This is a genomic window from Scytonema sp. PCC 10023, from assembly GCF_963920835.1.
Lineage (GTDB): Bacteria > Cyanobacteriota > Cyanobacteriia > Cyanobacteriales > Nostocaceae > Kalymmatonema.
Map to the genome: position 1 here is coordinate 12,293 of NZ_CAWUDP010000049.1, position 15,899 is coordinate 28,191.

Annotated in this window: 12 protein-coding genes; 3 read left to right on the plus strand and 9 right to left on the minus strand. The window is 42.5% G+C overall.

The annotated features are described in order from the left end of the window. Positions 1-909: 909 nt before the first annotated feature. Both metK and ACM0OZ_RS26670 read right to left on the minus strand, forming a co-directional pair. The gene (gene metK / locus ACM0OZ_RS26665) at positions 910-2,172 is read right to left on the minus strand and encodes a methionine adenosyltransferase (protein WP_414585902.1); all 1,263 of its coding nucleotides are present in this window, start codon (positions 2,170-2,172) and stop codon (positions 910-912) included. Between the two features lie 306 nt (positions 2,173-2,478). Beyond that, complete coding sequence (locus tag ACM0OZ_RS26670; RefSeq protein ID WP_414585845.1) at positions 2,479-3,480, minus strand: phosphoribulokinase; 1,002 nt, start codon at positions 3,478-3,480, stop codon at positions 2,479-2,481. Between the two features lie 1,139 nt (positions 3,481-4,619). Between ACM0OZ_RS26670 and petH the strand changes: the two genes are divergently transcribed. The 3 genes from petH (at position 4,620) to ACM0OZ_RS26685 (ending at position 8,785) form a co-directional block, all read left to right on the plus strand. Beyond that, the gene (petH, locus tag ACM0OZ_RS26675) at positions 4,620-5,903 is read left to right on the plus strand and encodes a ferredoxin--NADP reductase (RefSeq protein ID WP_414585846.1); all 1,284 of its coding nucleotides are present in this window, start codon (positions 4,620-4,622) and stop codon (positions 5,901-5,903) included. A 166-nt stretch (positions 5,904-6,069) separates the two neighbouring features. Continuing rightward, on the plus strand, positions 6,070-7,425 hold the full coding sequence (locus ACM0OZ_RS26680; RefSeq protein WP_414585847.1) for a homoserine dehydrogenase: 1,356 nt from the start codon (positions 6,070-6,072) through the stop codon (positions 7,423-7,425). Positions 7,426-7,762: 337 nt separating this feature from the next. Beyond that, entirely contained in the window at positions 7,763-8,785 is a 1,023-nt protein-coding gene (locus ACM0OZ_RS26685; RefSeq protein WP_414585849.1) for an S-layer homology domain-containing protein, read from the plus strand. A 456-nt stretch (positions 8,786-9,241) separates the two neighbouring features. Here ACM0OZ_RS26685 and ACM0OZ_RS26690 read toward each other — a convergent pair whose 3' ends face one another. The 7 genes from ACM0OZ_RS26690 to ACM0OZ_RS26720 form a co-directional block, all read right to left on the minus strand. After that, positions 9,242-9,679: a CAAD domain-containing protein gene (locus ACM0OZ_RS26690; protein WP_414585903.1), complete on the minus strand. Its 438-nt coding sequence runs from the start codon at positions 9,677-9,679 to the stop codon at positions 9,242-9,244. Between the two features lie 871 nt (positions 9,680-10,550). Beyond that, positions 10,551-11,006: a pentapeptide repeat-containing protein gene (locus ACM0OZ_RS26695; RefSeq protein ID WP_414585850.1), complete on the minus strand. Its 456-nt coding sequence runs from the start codon at positions 11,004-11,006 to the stop codon at positions 10,551-10,553. Positions 11,007-11,416: 410 nt separating this feature from the next. Then, positions 11,417-12,289 carry an S-methyl-5'-thioadenosine phosphorylase gene (locus ACM0OZ_RS26700; RefSeq protein WP_414585851.1) on the minus strand — a complete coding sequence of 291 codons (873 nt, stop codon included), beginning with the start codon at positions 12,287-12,289 and terminating at the stop codon, positions 11,417-11,419. 92 nt (positions 12,290-12,381) lie between these two features. Beyond that, a complete protein-coding gene (locus tag ACM0OZ_RS26705; RefSeq protein ID WP_414585852.1) occupies positions 12,382-13,911 on the minus strand; it encodes a peptidoglycan-binding domain-containing protein in 1,530 nt (509 codons plus the stop codon). Between the two features lie 378 nt (positions 13,912-14,289). Further along, positions 14,290-14,565 carry a hypothetical protein gene (locus ACM0OZ_RS26710; protein ID WP_414585853.1) on the minus strand — a complete coding sequence of 92 codons (276 nt, stop codon included), beginning with the start codon at positions 14,563-14,565 and terminating at the stop codon, positions 14,290-14,292. Then, positions 14,522-14,791 (minus strand): hypothetical protein, encoded by a 270-nt coding sequence (locus tag ACM0OZ_RS26715; RefSeq protein ID WP_414585854.1) that lies wholly within the window; start codon positions 14,789-14,791, stop codon positions 14,522-14,524. The genes ACM0OZ_RS26710 and ACM0OZ_RS26715 overlap by 44 nt, the downstream gene beginning before the upstream one ends. Positions 14,792-15,295: 504 nt before the next feature. Further along, positions 15,296-15,817: an SH3 domain-containing protein gene (locus tag ACM0OZ_RS26720; RefSeq protein WP_414585855.1), complete on the minus strand. Its 522-nt coding sequence runs from the start codon at positions 15,815-15,817 to the stop codon at positions 15,296-15,298. Positions 15,818-15,899 lie beyond the last annotated feature (82 nt).

Genomic DNA, 15,899 nt, shown 5'->3' on the forward strand with positions numbered 1-15,899 from the left:
AAAACTTGGCCTAAAACTTGGTTCAATTTGTGATTGCCACCTACTACATTATCATTATCTTCTTTTTTAACAGAAGCAAAGCGTTTCTTACTTAAGGATGAAGTTTAAAGTATCAAAGAAAAGCTAATTTTTAAAGTGTGTTTTATGAAATTTTTATAAAGCGCCTTCATTTTAGTCTAGACAAAGCTGCCTAAAAGGCATCTACATCTTTCATCCTTTTTCAAGGCTTGTACTAGCTTGTTCCTTTGTGCTTATTTTCTGCTTTTAGCAACCCTTCCTGCCCTTGTGGTAAACTATACTTTTTCTTGACGATATACACATTTTATGTTTCCCGCTGTCTTCAGTTATTAGTATAGTTTGCACGATTTCTATTATATCTAAGCAATTTTTATATGAACTTTTAACGATATTTTTTGCTGCCAACAATAGTCACCTTCATCAGGTTATTGACAGCGTCATGCACCCAGGCTCCATATAGGGGTTTTTAATTCAAGAGAATACTACAGTTGTAGATCCTTGTAGGATGAACCAGACAACCCGTCCTAAATTCGGGCGACCAAGATGCTCACCCTACAATATTTGTATTATACAAAAAGGTAGAACTGCTATTTTGTGGATAAGCTACAGCTAATCTACTATTTTCTCACAAATCTCTGGCGATTGGGGATCCTTGGATTGGGGATTGGGTAACGGAGCCTCAAAATTATGTCCGGGGAAATATTGACCATTACCAAGTCGGGAGCATTTTTCCACTCTTGAGCCAGTCCCGGGGTGGCATTCCCTTTCAAGGGTAGGTTTTTTGGCAGTTTGTTAATTTTGAATTGGTATAACCCCCCAAGGAAAGGGGGGTTGCAGGAATTTGATGAGTTAGGAGTTAAACTGATTCAAGCTCCGAACTCCTAACTCTATCTATACAATCGCTGCCGACAGTAAACTGTTAACTGCTTGCTTCAACAATTCCGCCTTATCGGTACGCTCCCAAGGCAAGTCTAGATCGTTCCGCCCCAAATGACCGTAAGCCGCGACGTCCTGATAAAAACGTCCGCCTCGTTCACTGGGCAGTTTGCGTAAATTAAAGGCATGGATAATGCCTGCTGGACGCAGTTCAAAATGCGTTTTGACCAATTCCAGCAAGATTTCGTCATCGACCTTGCCTGTACCAAAAGTCTCTACCAGAACGCTGACTGGTCGCGCTACACCAATAGCATAACTAAGTTGGACTTCACATTTTTCTGCCAACTCTGCGGCGACGATATTTTTCGCCACATACCGAGCAGCGTAAGCTGCAGAGCGGTCTACCTTGGTGGGGTCTTTGCCAGAAAAGGCTCCACCGCCGTGTCGGGAGTAGCCACCGTAGGTATCGACAATAATTTTACGCCCGGTCAGACCAGAATCTCCCTGAGGACCGCCGATGACAAACTTACCTGTGGGGTTAACCAAAAAGCGAGTTTGCTCATCTGGCTTAACATCAATGTCTCCAAAGACAGGTTCAACCACTGCTGTCCAGAGGTCTTCTTTAATCTTGGCTTGCACTGCGGCTTCATCAGTGATGTCGCCAATCGTAGCTGTATGCTGGGTGGAAACCAGGATGGTATCAATTCCTACAGGTCGTCCGTCTTCATAGACTATGGTGACTTGTGTTTTCCCATCAGGACGCAGGTATGGCAAATCACCTGTTTTACGAACCGCAGCCAGTCGGCGAGCAATACGGTGAGCAAGACAGATGGGCAACGGCATCAGTTCTGGTGTTTCGTTGCAAGCGAAGCCAAACATGATACCTTGGTCGCCAGCACCAATTGTGTCGAATTGTTCGTCACTTTGCTCTTCGCGGGTTTCTTGAGCAGTGTTAACACCTTGGGCAATATCAGGCGATTGTTCGTCTAATGCGACAATCACCGAACAGCTGTTAGCACAGAACCCGTTATCAGCGTTGGTGTAACCAATCTCGGCAATTTTCTTGCGAGCGAGATTGACATAATTCACATTTGCTTTAGTGGTAATTTCACCAGTGATTAAGACCAAACCAGTGTTAACCACAACCTCAGCAGCAACACGACTACTGGGGTCTTGTGAAAGAAGGGTATCTAAAATTGTATCAGAAATCTGATCGCAGATTTTATCTGGATGCCCTTCAGTCACAGACTCGGAGGTAAATAGATAACGACGAGACAAGTGGAGTTCCTCCATAGAAGGTTTTTCCAACTGACTAAACCAAAGCATTTAGTTTATCCAGTTCAATCTGCAATCATAACAAGATTTTTACAATCACACTTCCTACTTATGCGACTTTCATAAAAATTATTACCTAAGACTGATTATTTTAAAGATAGATAAAAGTTACCCTACTTGTTTATCGTTGTTTAGAGTCAACTCAGTAATTTAAGGTCTGAAACCTCTGACTTGTTTCCTACACCATAAAAAAATCGGGGGTACCCGTAAGCACCCCCAAAAGCTTCCACACAAATACAGCGACTGTCACTAAACGTTAACAGCTAGCTTTGCTTCCTTGGATGTCAACCGTTCGTAAGCAGTACGCATTTTCAAACCTGTTAGAACTTGGAACAAACCAGTTCCATTATTGGAACCTGGATACTCGCGGTGCTGGAGTAACAACTGAGTCATCTCACCTTTGTACTTGGTGGATGTATTGCTCAAATGAGTTTCGATGTAAATCACTTCTTCGAGATTGTCAAATTGACCATCTACCTCTAACACAGAGACATAGCGACCGTAATACACATCTGAGCCATAATACAGTTGCATACCAGGGTAAGAACAGCTCAGTTTACGTCCGCAGGGAGTCCACTGAATTGTTGACCCTTCATCAAAGAGGTAGACTGGGGCAAAGCCTTCTTTGCCTTCTCGCTGGAGCATACGTACCCGCAAAACTTTGCGCTCTTTGTCGTCTTTAATTAAGTTTGTGGGCAATACCTGGAGAACCACATCAGCAAACTCTCTTTGTGGTTCAATGTACTTTGTAAAATCAGGTTTACGGGAATTGATTTGAGCTAAGACATCTTCATAGCGGTGACCACGCTCCGCCATATCTCGCTGAATTTTCCAGGCAATTTTGACTTCATCGCTGATGTCAAAATACACGCTGAAATCGATAAGTTCGCGCACCCGCTCATCATACAAAGGATGTAATCCCTCAACCACTACAATATGATTCGGCTCAATTCGCTCTGGTGGATCGATATTGCCGGTTTCGTGGTTGTAAATTGGCTTATCAATTGCTTGACCATTCTTGAGCGCTTTTATTTGCTCATACATCAAGTCAAAATTGTTTGCCCTTGGGTCAAGTGCAGTTATTCCTGTTTCTTTGCGCTGCTTACGGTCTAATGAGTGATAGTCATCTAAGCAAATGACTGTCATTAACTCTTCACCGAATAAATCTATCAGGCGACGCAAAAAAGTAGATTTACCGCACCCGGAGTCTCCAGCGACTCCAATCAAGACCACGCGTTCCGGCTTACTCATAAATCTCCTTGAGATACTAAAGATGAATCAATAATTTTTCTCACAACATTTTTCTAGCCAGGAGTACCCTTCAACGGTTTATCCTGCTTTGTCGCCTCCAGCAGCGCTATGACACATCAAATGGTTATACAACACAGTGGCTGCAGACACCTGTCTGATCTGTCTGAACTCGTTACTGGTAAGTATTTAATCCTAGTGTTATATTGGATTGTAACAGAATGGAGTACTCTATACAAGGCTTGCTGGTATTTCCTTTCAATGAGTTTTCCACCAAGTAGGAACCGAATAAAATTTTTACAAGCACCCATAACAGGCGTAGTCATGTCAAGTTTTTGCTTGTGACTCCATGAATATAAGCTTATACGGTATCTTTTTTCTTTTCAATTTTTTTGTCAAAGAAAATAGAATCCTTTGAATTTTAATTTATGAACAATGCTCGCTTAGATGAAATTAGCAATTTCTCACAAAATTAAGCAACTAACCCAAAGAGTTAGATTTTTGGCAGTATTATTGCGTATATGATCAAATATGAAGTAGAAAAATTTAGCATGACACGCTCATAGTGGTTGACAGATTTTTCACATCACGTAAAACTTATTTTAGTTGCTTATGTAAGATTTCTCTCTATCAGAATTTAGTAGCTGGAGTATGCCTCAATTGTGGAAATACCCATAATGGTGGATGAAAATTCAGCAAATAATATTCTGTCTAAAATCCCCAGACTCATTTTCTGTGGAAAGAGGGAAAATTGCAAAATTGGAGAAGTAAAACGAATCGCAAACAATATACTCGTGATTGGTATTCTCCAATTATTACGTTCTTTAGGGTTATTTACCTAACAAGCGGTAAGAAGTTATCTCCCTCTTTGGAGGTAGTACTTCAGGAAAAAAAATTAAATTGACTCATTATTAACATTCTCCAAAAGACTTATCGTCTAATTTAGAAGGTGAACAGGTGTGTTTTTTTGCAATTCCTGCTTGTCTTTGGTGAGTGTACGCAGCAACGCATTGGGTAGAGATGCCGCTTTCGGTAAAAGCGCCAGTTTTGTCAAGCCAAAATCAGGTAAACTAAAGCTGGCGGATTGTGCTGGAAAGGGTTTTCCACCAAAAGGTTAAGTAGACATCGGAGTGGTAGAAGAAATGTACATTAAAGGTGCTGTTGAAGGTGCTGCCAACACAGAATCAGGTAGCCGCGTTTTCGTGTACGAAGTGGTGGGTCTACGTCAGAGCGAAGAAACTGATAAAACGAGCTACCAAATTCGTAACAGTGGCAGTGTATTCATCAGAGTGCCTTACAACCGTATGAATCAGGAGATGCGGCGTATTACTCGCCTAGGTGGCAAGATTGTTAGCATTCAGCCTTTGAGTGCTGTGGACCAACTGAACGGTAAAGCTTCCACGAGCAACGCCACATCTGGTGAGACTGCTAACATTGCAAATGGTAAAGCCACACCTGTAGCTGAGCAACAGCCCAACAAAAAGGATAAAGAAGGCAACACCATGACTCAAGCGAAAGCTAAAAAAGACGCCCACGCTGACGTTCCCGTCAATATTTACCGTCCAAACGCTCCATTTGTAGGAAAATGCATATCTAATGAAGCGTTAGTGCAAGAAGGCGGAATTGGTATTGTTCAGCACATCAAATTCGACATTTCCGGCGGTGATTTGCGGTATATAGAAGGTCAAAGTATCGGCATTATCCCACCCGGTGTTGACAAGAACGGTAAGCCAGAAAAACTCAGACTGTACTCGATCGCCTCAACTCGTCATGGCGATGATGTGGATGACAAAACTGTATCTCTTTGCGTCCGTCAATTGGAGTACAAGCACCCAGAAACTGGCGAAACAGTGTACGGTGTTTGCTCGACTCACCTGTGTTTCCTCAAACCAGGAGACGACGTAAAAATCACAGGTCCTGTAGGTAAAGAAATGTTGTTACCCGCTGATCCTGATGCTAAAGTCATCATGTTGGCAACAGGAACAGGTATCGCGCCAATGCGGGCTTACCTGTGGCGGATGTTCAAGGACAACGAAAGAGCCGCTAACCCAGGATACCAGTTTAATGGGTTTGCTTGGTTGATATTTGGTATTCCCACAACTCCCAACATTATTTACAAGCAAGAACTAGAAGAAATCCAACAAAAGTATCCCGATAATTTCCGCCTAACTTATGCCATCAGTCGCGAACAGAAAAACGCACAAGGTGGCAGAATGTATATCCAAGACCGCGTAGCAGAACACGCAGATGAACTGTGGCAGCTGATTAAAGAAGAGAAAACCCACACCTACATCTGTGGTTTGCGGGGTATGGAAGATGGTATCGATGCAGCACTGACAGCCGCTGCTGCAAAAGAAGGCGTAACTTGGAGTGATTACCAGAAAAACCTCAAGAAAGCTGGTCGTTGGCACGTAGAAACCTACTAATTTAGTCATGAGTCATCAGTCGTGAGTCATTAGACTTTTGACAAAAGGCTATAGACTAAATTAAATAAAGATAATCTGTAGGTAGGGCATATGCCCTACCTACAATTGTTGTTGTGTATTTGACAACATTATCTAAAATTCAAAATATAAAATTGGTATAAAGCTTGTGGGTGTAAAGCTGGGAATACTGGGATTAGGCACGGTAGGAACGGGTACAGTGCAATTGTTACAAGATAAAAGTTTTCGTCACCCGTTGTTAGAGGAAGTAGAAATTTATCGCGTGGGAGTGCGATCGCTCGACAAACCCCGCGCCGTCACATTGCCAGAGTCCGTATTGACAACAGAATTAGAAGCAATTGTCATTGACCCTGCGGTAGATATTGTAGTTGAGGTGATGGGTGGACTCGAACCAGCGCGATCGCTCATCCTCAAGGGAATTGAAAATGGCAAACACGTGGTGACTGCCAACAAAGCGGTGATTTCCCGTTTTGGTGATGAAATCTTTACAGCAGCGAATCAAGCTGGGGTATACGTCATGCTGGAAGCCGCCGTTGGTGGTGGTATTCCAGTGATTCAACCTTTGAAGCAATCTTTAAGTGTCAACCGCATTCACACCGTCACTGGCATCATTAACGGCACGACAAACTACATCCTCACACGGATGCAAACAGAAGGTGGTAACTTTAGCGATGTTTTAGCGGATGCGCAACGCTTAGGTTATGCTGAGGCTGACCCCACTGCTGATGTCGATGGCTTAGACGCCGCAGATAAAATCGCCATCCTCGCATCATTAGCCTTTGGTGGACGCATCAAGTTAAAAGATGTCTACAGTGAGGGAATTCGGCAAGTCAGCAAAACAGATATTGCTTATGCCGAGAAATTAGGATTTGTGATCAAACTCCTGGCGATTGCGCAAAGCGCAGCGCCGCTTGCGGCGATCGCCAACAGAACGACCCCCTCATCCCCCTCATCCCCCTCATCCCCCTCATCCCCCTCATCCCCTCTCATCTCAGTCAGAGTCCATCCCACCTTAGTTCCTAAAGCACACCCCTTAGCCAGCATTAACGGCGTAAATAACGCCATTCTGATTGAAGGCGAACCTATAGGACAGGTAATGTTTTTTGGTCCTGGTGCAGGTGCTGGGGCAACTGCTAGTGCTGTATCATCGGATATTTTGAACTTAGTAGCAGCACTCAAAAAGAGCAAAACAGCACTAAATCCGCTGCTTGCTTGCGCACATCAAGACTACTGCCAAATTGTGCCAATGGCAGAACTCGTCACCCGATTTTATGCTCGTTTTCTTACAAAAGACCAACCCGGAGTGATTGGGAAATTGGGAACTTGCTTTGGCAACCACGGAGTCAGCTTAGAGTCCGTCGTTCAAACAGGCTTTCAGGGAGAACTCGCAGAAATTGTTGTTGTCACTCATGATGTCCGAGAAGGTGATTTTCGGCAAGCATTAACAGAAATTCAAAGCCTCACAGCAGTAGACAGTATCCCTAGCTTGCTGCGAGTAGTTTGAAAACTTACATCTTGCACCAGTTGCGTTATTGCAATTTTTGTAAGGTGGAGAGAAGTCCTGCAGGCGGGTTTCCCGCCGTAGGGAACTTCGGGGCACTGCCTAGAGTTCGATCAAAACCTTATTTTTACGTTGTGGCAGTGCCCACCCTACAGTTATTGAGAATGGTGAGTCCAGCCCTGCAGGCGGGTTTCCCAACCTAGGGGACTGGCGAACCCGAAGGGTGCAAGATCTCAGAAAACAAAGTTTATAGTGGACAGGCGGAATTTAATAAATCCGTAACCGCAAAGCTGTAACCTATTACCTAAGACCCTCAAACCTATTCCCTATCCCCAAAAAGATGACAGATATCCCTCCTTCAGATCCAAAGTCATCTCAAAGAAATACCCTTGGCTTTGATGAATTTATCGGTATTCTTGTTGCTTTTTCTACCATTGGGTTGATTTTATTTTGGTCATTTTCCCGTAAAGATTCTGGTTGGAACATAAATAATTTGCTATTGCCCTCCCCTAGTTCCTCTACTCCTCCTGTTACCCCCGCTACCCCTCGTCAACAAGTCGTTCCATTTATTGTTCCTAGTGTAAAGCCAACAGTCACTCCATCCCCAACTGACCAAAATACCTTTGAAGATGAGTTACCTCCGGTTTCTAACTTAGCCCCAAACGAGCCACAGCCAGAAGACGAATCAACATCTTCTCAGACAACAACTAGAGAACAATATTCTGTAGTCGCCCCTGGTGAAAAATTGCCAACAATTCCCCCGCCACTCGCTTTTACGGATGTACCTAGTGAGTTTTGGGGACGGCGTTTTATTGATGTTCTTTCTTCTCGTGGGATAATCAAAGGCTTTGCTGATTACTCTTTTAGACCGAATCAGCCTGTCACCCGTGCGGAATTTGCTGCCATTTTGCAACAAGCTTTTGGTAAAAGAGTTGATAGTACTTCAACAACAAGTTTCAAGGATGTACCAGCGCAGTTCTGGGCAATTCCAGCCATTAACCAATCGATCAGTACTGGATTTTTAAAAGGTTACCCAGACCAAACTTTCCAACCAGAGCAAAAGATTCCACGAGTACAAGTTTTAGTTGCTCTTGTGAGTGGGTTGAATCTAAAAGTACCTTCTTCTCCAGATAAACTTTTAAGCGTTTATAAAGATGCCCAAGAAATTCCTAAATATGCTCTTGATAAGGTAGCAGCAGCTACAGAAAATAGTCTTGTGGTAAACCATCCAGATCCACAAACCTTTGCTCCAAATCAAGAAGCTACCCGTGCTGAGGTAGCTGCTATGGTTCATCAAGCTTTGGTGCGAATGGGAAAGTTACAACCGATGAAATCTCAGAGCATCGTGACAGTGCCTCGTTAAGCTTTGCTGTGCAAGTGGGCAAGCAAAATTAACCGAGTAGACGGACTCACACAGCGGTGATTCTTATGATTAGACCACAAATCGTAGGGTGGGCATTGCTTCTTAAAGCTCATGTGGTAGACATTTGAGATATTGGTAAGCAATGCCCACCTTATAGAAAACGGCGTTGCTGAATTTAGTCATGAATTATGTTTGTAGACATTTTTTTAGTTTGATGGAAAATCTTTGTAGAGACGTTGCATGCAACGTCTCTACACAGCCATGAATTATAAATTCATATCTTGATTCAGCAACGCGCGAAAACCACTGTAAACTAAAAGCCTGCGTAGGGGCAGGCTTTGTTTTGGTAGCCCTGAACTCCCAGTGTGAGGGCGTAAAATGAGGGAGGCAGGGCTTTAGAAAAAATTGATAGTGCATAAGCCCGAATGGCTTATGCACTACATCAATAGCAGCTATTTAGCTTTCTGGAATTTGTTTGCCAACAACTTGTGATTTGAGCGCTGCAATTTCATTGGTTAACTCTTGCCGATTTGAAGCTTTGAGTAGATAGCGGTAAACAAACCATGCAGAGTAACCAATACCAATTAACTCAAAGGTAGGTGCGACTAAGGGAATGTCATTCAAAGCATCCAAGATTGCCAAGACAACCCTAACGGTGACAATCGCTGTCACAATCAAACCAATGGTAATCAGGGGCTGTTTGTATCTATTAAAGAAGGTTCCCAGATAGTCGGGCAGTGTCGCTAAAAAACCAGAAACTTGCTCTCCGTATTTTAGCCATTGATCTTGAGACTGGGCGCTTGGCTGGAGTTTAGTTATGGTTCCTGTTTGGTTGTTAATATTTGGCACTGTTGCCTCTGGAGACTTAGTTTCCACAATTTCCGGTTCTTGCATTTGGGCTTCCTTAATTTTCACACTTCAGTTACTTTAAATCCGGACTGTTACATCCAAAAGGCTGTTGACTAGGCGATGCACCAGCGCATCAGCACAACTGACTTTGGGGTACAACGAGGTTTTAGTTGCCTATAACCATAATTGTCCCTGAACCATTACTTCATCAACTACAAGGTAGAAAACCACTCAGAGGGTAGCAGTCATAATGCAGTAGGATGACTGGGAAATAGCATTCTAAGTTCATTTTTGAGTGAACTAGAATCTTGAATCTAGGGCTATTCCATACCTATGAGTTGCGAACAATGGTACTCGTCTAAGTACAAATCATGCAAAAATCAGTCCACCTTTCATTTATACAAGTCTAAATGCCGATTTTACCCGATATTTAAGCTATTTTAAGGTGTCGTCCTCAATTAATACATTTATATTGATAGTTCCAGTTGAGAGAAGTTATTACTTATACTAAATTGCCACTAAAAATAAGTTTGATAATTTAAAAATATTTATATCTACCAACAATTAACATAAGTATCTTCAGGCAGTGTCAACATATTGTAAGTTTACACCTGAATAATTTATGCATTAGGGGGGAAGCTAAATTAGCCATGATAATTAAACGAGTCATCCCTAAATCCCTATTGCTATTGCCAAGGAATTTTTAGCTTCCCACGCAAGGTAATGCAAAATCAAAACAAAAATCTTTTCAAAAGAAGTAGGTTTATGGAATCATCTCCATAGTTAGCCTGTTTCTCAAGCTGTGCCACCTAATGACAGAGATAAGCAAAACTAATCAATCGACTCAGAAAATTCGTGTGCAAGGAATTTACCAATCTTTAGTCCCTACTTCCCACAATCGAAGCTATGGTAGGTTCTATTTCCAATCAGGAATTTCTCCATCTTCACCACCAACACCGATACCTGTGTTAAATATTTCAGCGTTGGTAATATTGAGGTCATTCATGGATGCCCCATAAACATTAGAGTCATAAATCGTAGCACGACTAAAATTGACGCCGTTAAGATTGGCTTTCTTGAAGTCAACGTTTGTTGCGAAAGCTGACGTTAAATTAGCTCCTGCTAAGTTCGCACCCGTTAAGTCAGCGCCTTCAAGATTCGCGTTTGTCAAGTTAGCTCCCTTGAGATTCGCATTTCTCAAGTCAGCACCAATTAAATGCGCACCACTGAGGTTAGCTTTCGATAGATCGCACCCGCTACATTCCCCAGTTGAAATTAGCTTTTTTACGTGCTGCGGATTAGCAGCGTTAACTGAAGTTGCTAAGAGCAGGGGAGTTACTAAGGTTAGAGCTGCTAAAATCTTGGATTTCATGATATTTCCCCTTTCTAATACAAGTCGCTTCCGTTTTCTCCTCACAGTTCCATTATCGCCTGTATAGCTTTTTTGGTATAGATTGACGACATAAATAGGTTGTGAGTTACGTCAGCTTTTTTTTGTGATGGTAGACAGTCCTCTTGGTTTTGAGGAACCGCTGATGTATGAATATATGAACCTTATCCATCCACCACTGAAAAAAATAATAACACCTGGTTTCAGCGGTAAGTTCTGCCATAGGGCGTTAATCAATATCTGCTATGAGGCGTAAATGGCAGAACAGGTAGCTGAGCAAAGCTTTCTTACTTTATAGGTATTTACTGGCAAAGCAACACCCTGATAGTACTACTACCAGGGTGGTATGAATTTTTGCTAAAAGACCACAATAAACAATGGTAAAGAGGTTTCTACATATACTTTTTCAGCAACAACCCTAACTTCTCTTTGGTGACTGCTGGAGCCTTTTCCAGGTTCGTCAAAATCGCATACTTTAAGGCTGAATGTGCATCACTTGGGGGTGGGTTTTCACTTAAACGCCGCACTGTTTCTTGAATTACTTTCTGAGCATTAACTGCATTTCGCTGCAAATTAGCAATCACCATGTCCACCGTCACGTTATCGTGATCTGGATGCCAACAATCGTAATCTGTCGCTAGCGCTAAAGTCGCATAAGCAATTTCTGCTTCCCGTGCTAACTTCGCTTCTGGCAAATTCGTCATCCCAATCACCGTTGCACCCCAACTGCGGTAAAGATTTGACTCTGCTTTTGTCGAAAATGCTGGTCCTTCCATACACACATAGGTACCGCTACGATGAAGCGTGATATCTGGTAAGTTCAGAGATGCGATCGCCGAAGCGACAACTCCAGCCAAATTTTTACAAATTGGGTCGCCAAAAGCGATATGAGCAACAATTCCCTCACCGAAAAACGTTGAAACCCGATTTTTCGTTCTATCAATAAATTGATCGGGAACCACCAAATCCAGTGGTTTCACTTCTTCCTTCAATGAACCGACAGCTGAAGCAGAAATTAAATACTCTACACCCAGTTGCTTCATTGCATAGATATTGGCACGAAATGGCAATTCGGAAGGTAACAACGTGTGATTACGACCATGTCGCGCTAAAAAAGCGACTCGCGTACCCTCTAAAGTTCCTACTATCAAAGCATCAGATGGTGAACCAAAGGGCGTCTGGACTTGCACCTCTTCGATATCTTTGAGGGCATCCATTTTGTATAAACCGCTGCCACCAATAATTCCAATACGAGTTTCTGCCATTATCTTTAAATTTCGTTAGGGGTAGGGAATAAAATTAAGAGTTACGAGTTATAAATAATAACTCATAACTCATAACTCTTAACTCTTAACTTTTAGAAGTAATCTACCCGTGCATCTAACCCACGCGAACGTAACCATTTAGACAACTCTTCCGCTTGTGAGCGTTCTCTAAATTGTCCAGCATTTACAAAAGGACCAAGTCTAGATTCAGCTTGGAAAGCCTCGGGAATGTACTGACGCACTTGATTCAAAGTGTCATTTCTAGAAATCGGTACGACCACGACAAAGCGATTCTCCTGGTTAGGGCTCCATCCTGTAGAATTGTCTGGATTATTGCTTATCCCTAATGCTTGCCAGGTTTGATAATTGACGAACCCAGTCGTTTCCAGTCCATAGGATCGCTGGAATTGAGCTACAGCATCTCTAGTTGCTGAACCATAATAACCAGTGACATCACCGTTAAAGAATCGCAAATTCTGCAAACGCTGTTGCACGACTCTAACTCGTTGACTCCTCTCACCTTGACAAATATCTCCGGTTGTTGAACAACCATAATTTTGCTCAGGATATTGCCCATAATTTTGCTCAGGATACTGCCCATAATTTTGCCCTCTAAGAGCTGTCGTTATGGCTCCTAAGGTTTGTGAGTCGGCGGCACCGCTGGGTCTTATTCGATAATCTTGTTGAAAACGTGCCACAGCTTCCTGGGTTGTTGGACCAAAGTAGCCAGTGGGGTTCACTCTAAAGTAGCCCAACTGCTGCAAATCCTGTTGTAATTCTCTGACTTGGGCACCTGAGTCACCCAAATTTAAAGCATAGGGCGAGTTATCTCCACCAATACCGTCTGAGGAGTAAGTTGAGGAGTAAGTTGAGGAGTAATTTGAGGAATTATTTGAGGAATTGTAAGTTGAGGTGTAACTTGAAGAATTATTTGTGTTAAGACTGATACGTATTGCTTGTTTTGTTGTCGCACCGACAACACCATCAGCACGTATTCCATTTGATTGCTGGAATCTCACGACTGCTCGTTGAGTTTCTGAACCAAAATTGCCTGTAATCGGACCATTAAAGTAACCTAAACGCCGCAAATCCTCTTGTAACCTAGTAACGGCTGGACCTCTGCTACCTGGTTGCAAAGCCCCGCTTACATTACTACCAGGTCTTCTACTTTGACATTGAGATTGCAAGGCTTGTTGAGTTCTAGCACCCACAACTCCAACAGCTGGTAGTCCATTGGCTCGCTGGAACCGAATCACAGCATTCTGGGTTAAGGAAGCAAACTTACCTGTTACCGGACCATTATAATAGCCCAGCCTGCTCAAACATCTTTGGATTTCGGAGACTTGAGAACCGCTACTTCCTACTTTCTCAGCTGCTACCGCACGCTGAGCTAGACTTAGAACTGCTAAAGTCAGTGCTACAGATAAAAGATGTATTGCAGCACTGCTAGAGACTGTTTTCCAATTTAAGTGTGCAAAAAGATTAGAATGAACTCGGACAGGAACATCCTCATTTCTTGTTGATGCCTCGTTTGCTGAAGCAAGCTGAAGATAACCAATTTTTTCCATACTTGTTTCAAGTTTGTAGTTTCCAATATTTCCCTGTTGTAGATTTGACCCCATACAGAGCGTTAGTTAATTGTTTGTATATACCATTATTGATACACCTGTGTAACAGGTAATTTCTTACAACTTGTTTTATAATAATTAAATACTTATTGATTACGTAAATGCACGGAAGTCGTACCAAATCTTTACTGCTGAAAACCCTAGATTAAGAAAACCTTGAAAATACTGTTTACAGAGGTTTGATACAGCAAGCAACTAACCCCCCAATTGACTTAATTGCACAAATCGACTTCTACAAAAAATATACCAGTTTCTTAAGTAAATTGCTTTATTTAGCTTGAGACATACGGCGTTTATCTGTTGATCTTATGTAGCAATCGGTATCTATATGTGGAAGCACGTGGAAGCCAATTTCGTTATAATATGCAGCCTTTATCCTACCTGCTGGCTATGTGAAGTTGTTGCCGGGAACACAGAACTCAGCTTGAACGCCTGCTTCAGCACTTGGATAGCTATCCTGGGTTGAAACAGCCTGGCGGGCGGTTTGAGCATATGCATCACTTCCAGCAGTGCTAAGCGGACATCAGCGTTGTTTGTCGTCAACTGCAAAACTTCATCCATGTATCGGTGCATAAGTCGGGTCAGTAGGCTGGGTGGTTGACCCTCAGTGCCTCGATAACGGTAATCTTCGCTTGTGACTAATAGCAATCATTTCCTTAGGCAGTCCAGGGAAAAGTTTTTCGAGGATGATCTGAGCTTGTAGCAAAAGTACATGTATGTGGCGAAATTGAGGAGTGCCCTTGCGCGGAATAGCTTTCTCAGGAAATTGATCTCGTTCAATGAGCGTGACTGCAAGGAAGCGATCGCTCAAAATCCGAGCCACGACTAACCCAGCCATACTACCGCCTATGACAATCGCATGATTGTTTGTCATTTTTATTGTATAAATTTCCTTTTTCTTAAGCTTAAGCTAACCTGCTGTTGTAAAAGATCAGCTCAAAGCCAGTCAAAAATTGCCAAAGCTGCTGATTGTGTAGAATCGTGTTTTTTCAACTTCTCAAATGATTGCAATGAAGCTTTAAATTTGACTAAATTTCTTAATAAAAAAATGGCTGCTATAGCGTTTCTCGTTTCAATGAAAGACAAATTAGGTGATGGAAAAGCCTAAACCCATGCTAAGTCCCTATGAGAGTTTGATTTTTAAAAGCAAAGCGATTGTATTTTCATCCCGAGCAGGCAATGAAAAGAATAGTAAGCTGTTCCACAGAAAAGTTACATTGCTTTATCGTGTAGACCGTTCACTGTTAACTGTTGACTCTCAACAGTTAGCGGGCAACGATTCTAATAAATGATTGTGCATTTTTATTTGTGTTTTAGTTTATGAGTCTTGGGAGGTTGCTGGTTTTACTGTTGTTGTCTAGTTATTGTTGTCTTTAGGTTATTGGTCTGTCTGTGTCTCCTGGGAATCCTCTTCGTCCACTTTCTGGGTATTACCTGCTTTCACCCAACCTTCTTGTTCCTCACCTTCCAAGCGAATCTTTTGCCAGACATTATCTTCGCTTTGTTCGAGAACGATCACTCTTGAATTAAAACCAATCCCACCAACACGTTCAGCATCCAAGTTTGGTTCTGATCGCAAAATCAAGCCTTGCTTCCAAGTGACACGCGCTTGGTAAGCTCCTAGTGGTAATGGCTTGGGCGATTCACTAGCCTTTGGAGTGGGGGTTGGCTTAGGAGAAGCTTTACCCTTCGCTTCAGGCTTAGACGCTACTTTTGCTGCTTTAGGTACAGTTGGTTTTGGCTTTACCCCTCTCACAGCCGGGCTATCATTGGCAAAAATGGGTTTGCTGGGAGGTGCTGAGGTTCGATTCATAAAATACAAAGCAGCAGCGACTCCACCGCCAGCTAAGATAGCAAGCGCCAAGAAAATCCCAAGTGTATACTTCAGTATGTTAATCATAGTGGACAACTTACCCTACAAATTTATGAATTATAAATTATGAATTATGAAAATTTTTACTGTTCATAATTCATAATTTTTA

Bases quoted from the DNA above. Each gene is read 5' to 3' on its own strand.
- ACM0OZ_RS26715 (WP_414585854.1), bottom strand. From the start codon at position 14,791: ATGACAAACAATCATGCGATTGTCATAGGCGGTAGTATGGCTGGGTTA.
- ACM0OZ_RS26690 (WP_414585903.1), bottom strand. From the start codon at position 9,679: ATGCAAGAACCGGAAATTGTGGAAACTAAGTCTCCAGAGGCAACAGTG.
- ACM0OZ_RS26720 (WP_414585855.1), bottom strand. From the start codon at position 15,817: ATGATTAACATACTGAAGTATACACTTGGGATTTTCTTGGCGCTTGCT.
- ACM0OZ_RS26705 (WP_414585852.1), bottom strand. From the start codon at position 13,911: ATGGGGTCAAATCTACAACAGGGAAATATTGGAAACTACAAACTTGAA.
- ACM0OZ_RS26700 (WP_414585851.1), bottom strand. From the start codon at position 12,289: ATGGCAGAAACTCGTATTGGAATTATTGGTGGCAGCGGTTTATACAAA.
- ACM0OZ_RS26670 (WP_414585845.1), bottom strand. From the start codon at position 3,480: ATGAGTAAGCCGGAACGCGTGGTCTTGATTGGAGTCGCTGGAGACTCC.
- ACM0OZ_RS26695 (WP_414585850.1), bottom strand. From the start codon at position 11,006: ATGAAATCCAAGATTTTAGCAGCTCTAACCTTAGTAACTCCCCTGCTC.
- ACM0OZ_RS26685 (WP_414585849.1), top strand. From the start codon at position 7,763: ATGACAGATATCCCTCCTTCAGATCCAAAGTCATCTCAAAGAAATACC.
- petH (WP_414585846.1), top strand. From the start codon at position 4,620: ATGTACATTAAAGGTGCTGTTGAAGGTGCTGCCAACACAGAATCAGGT.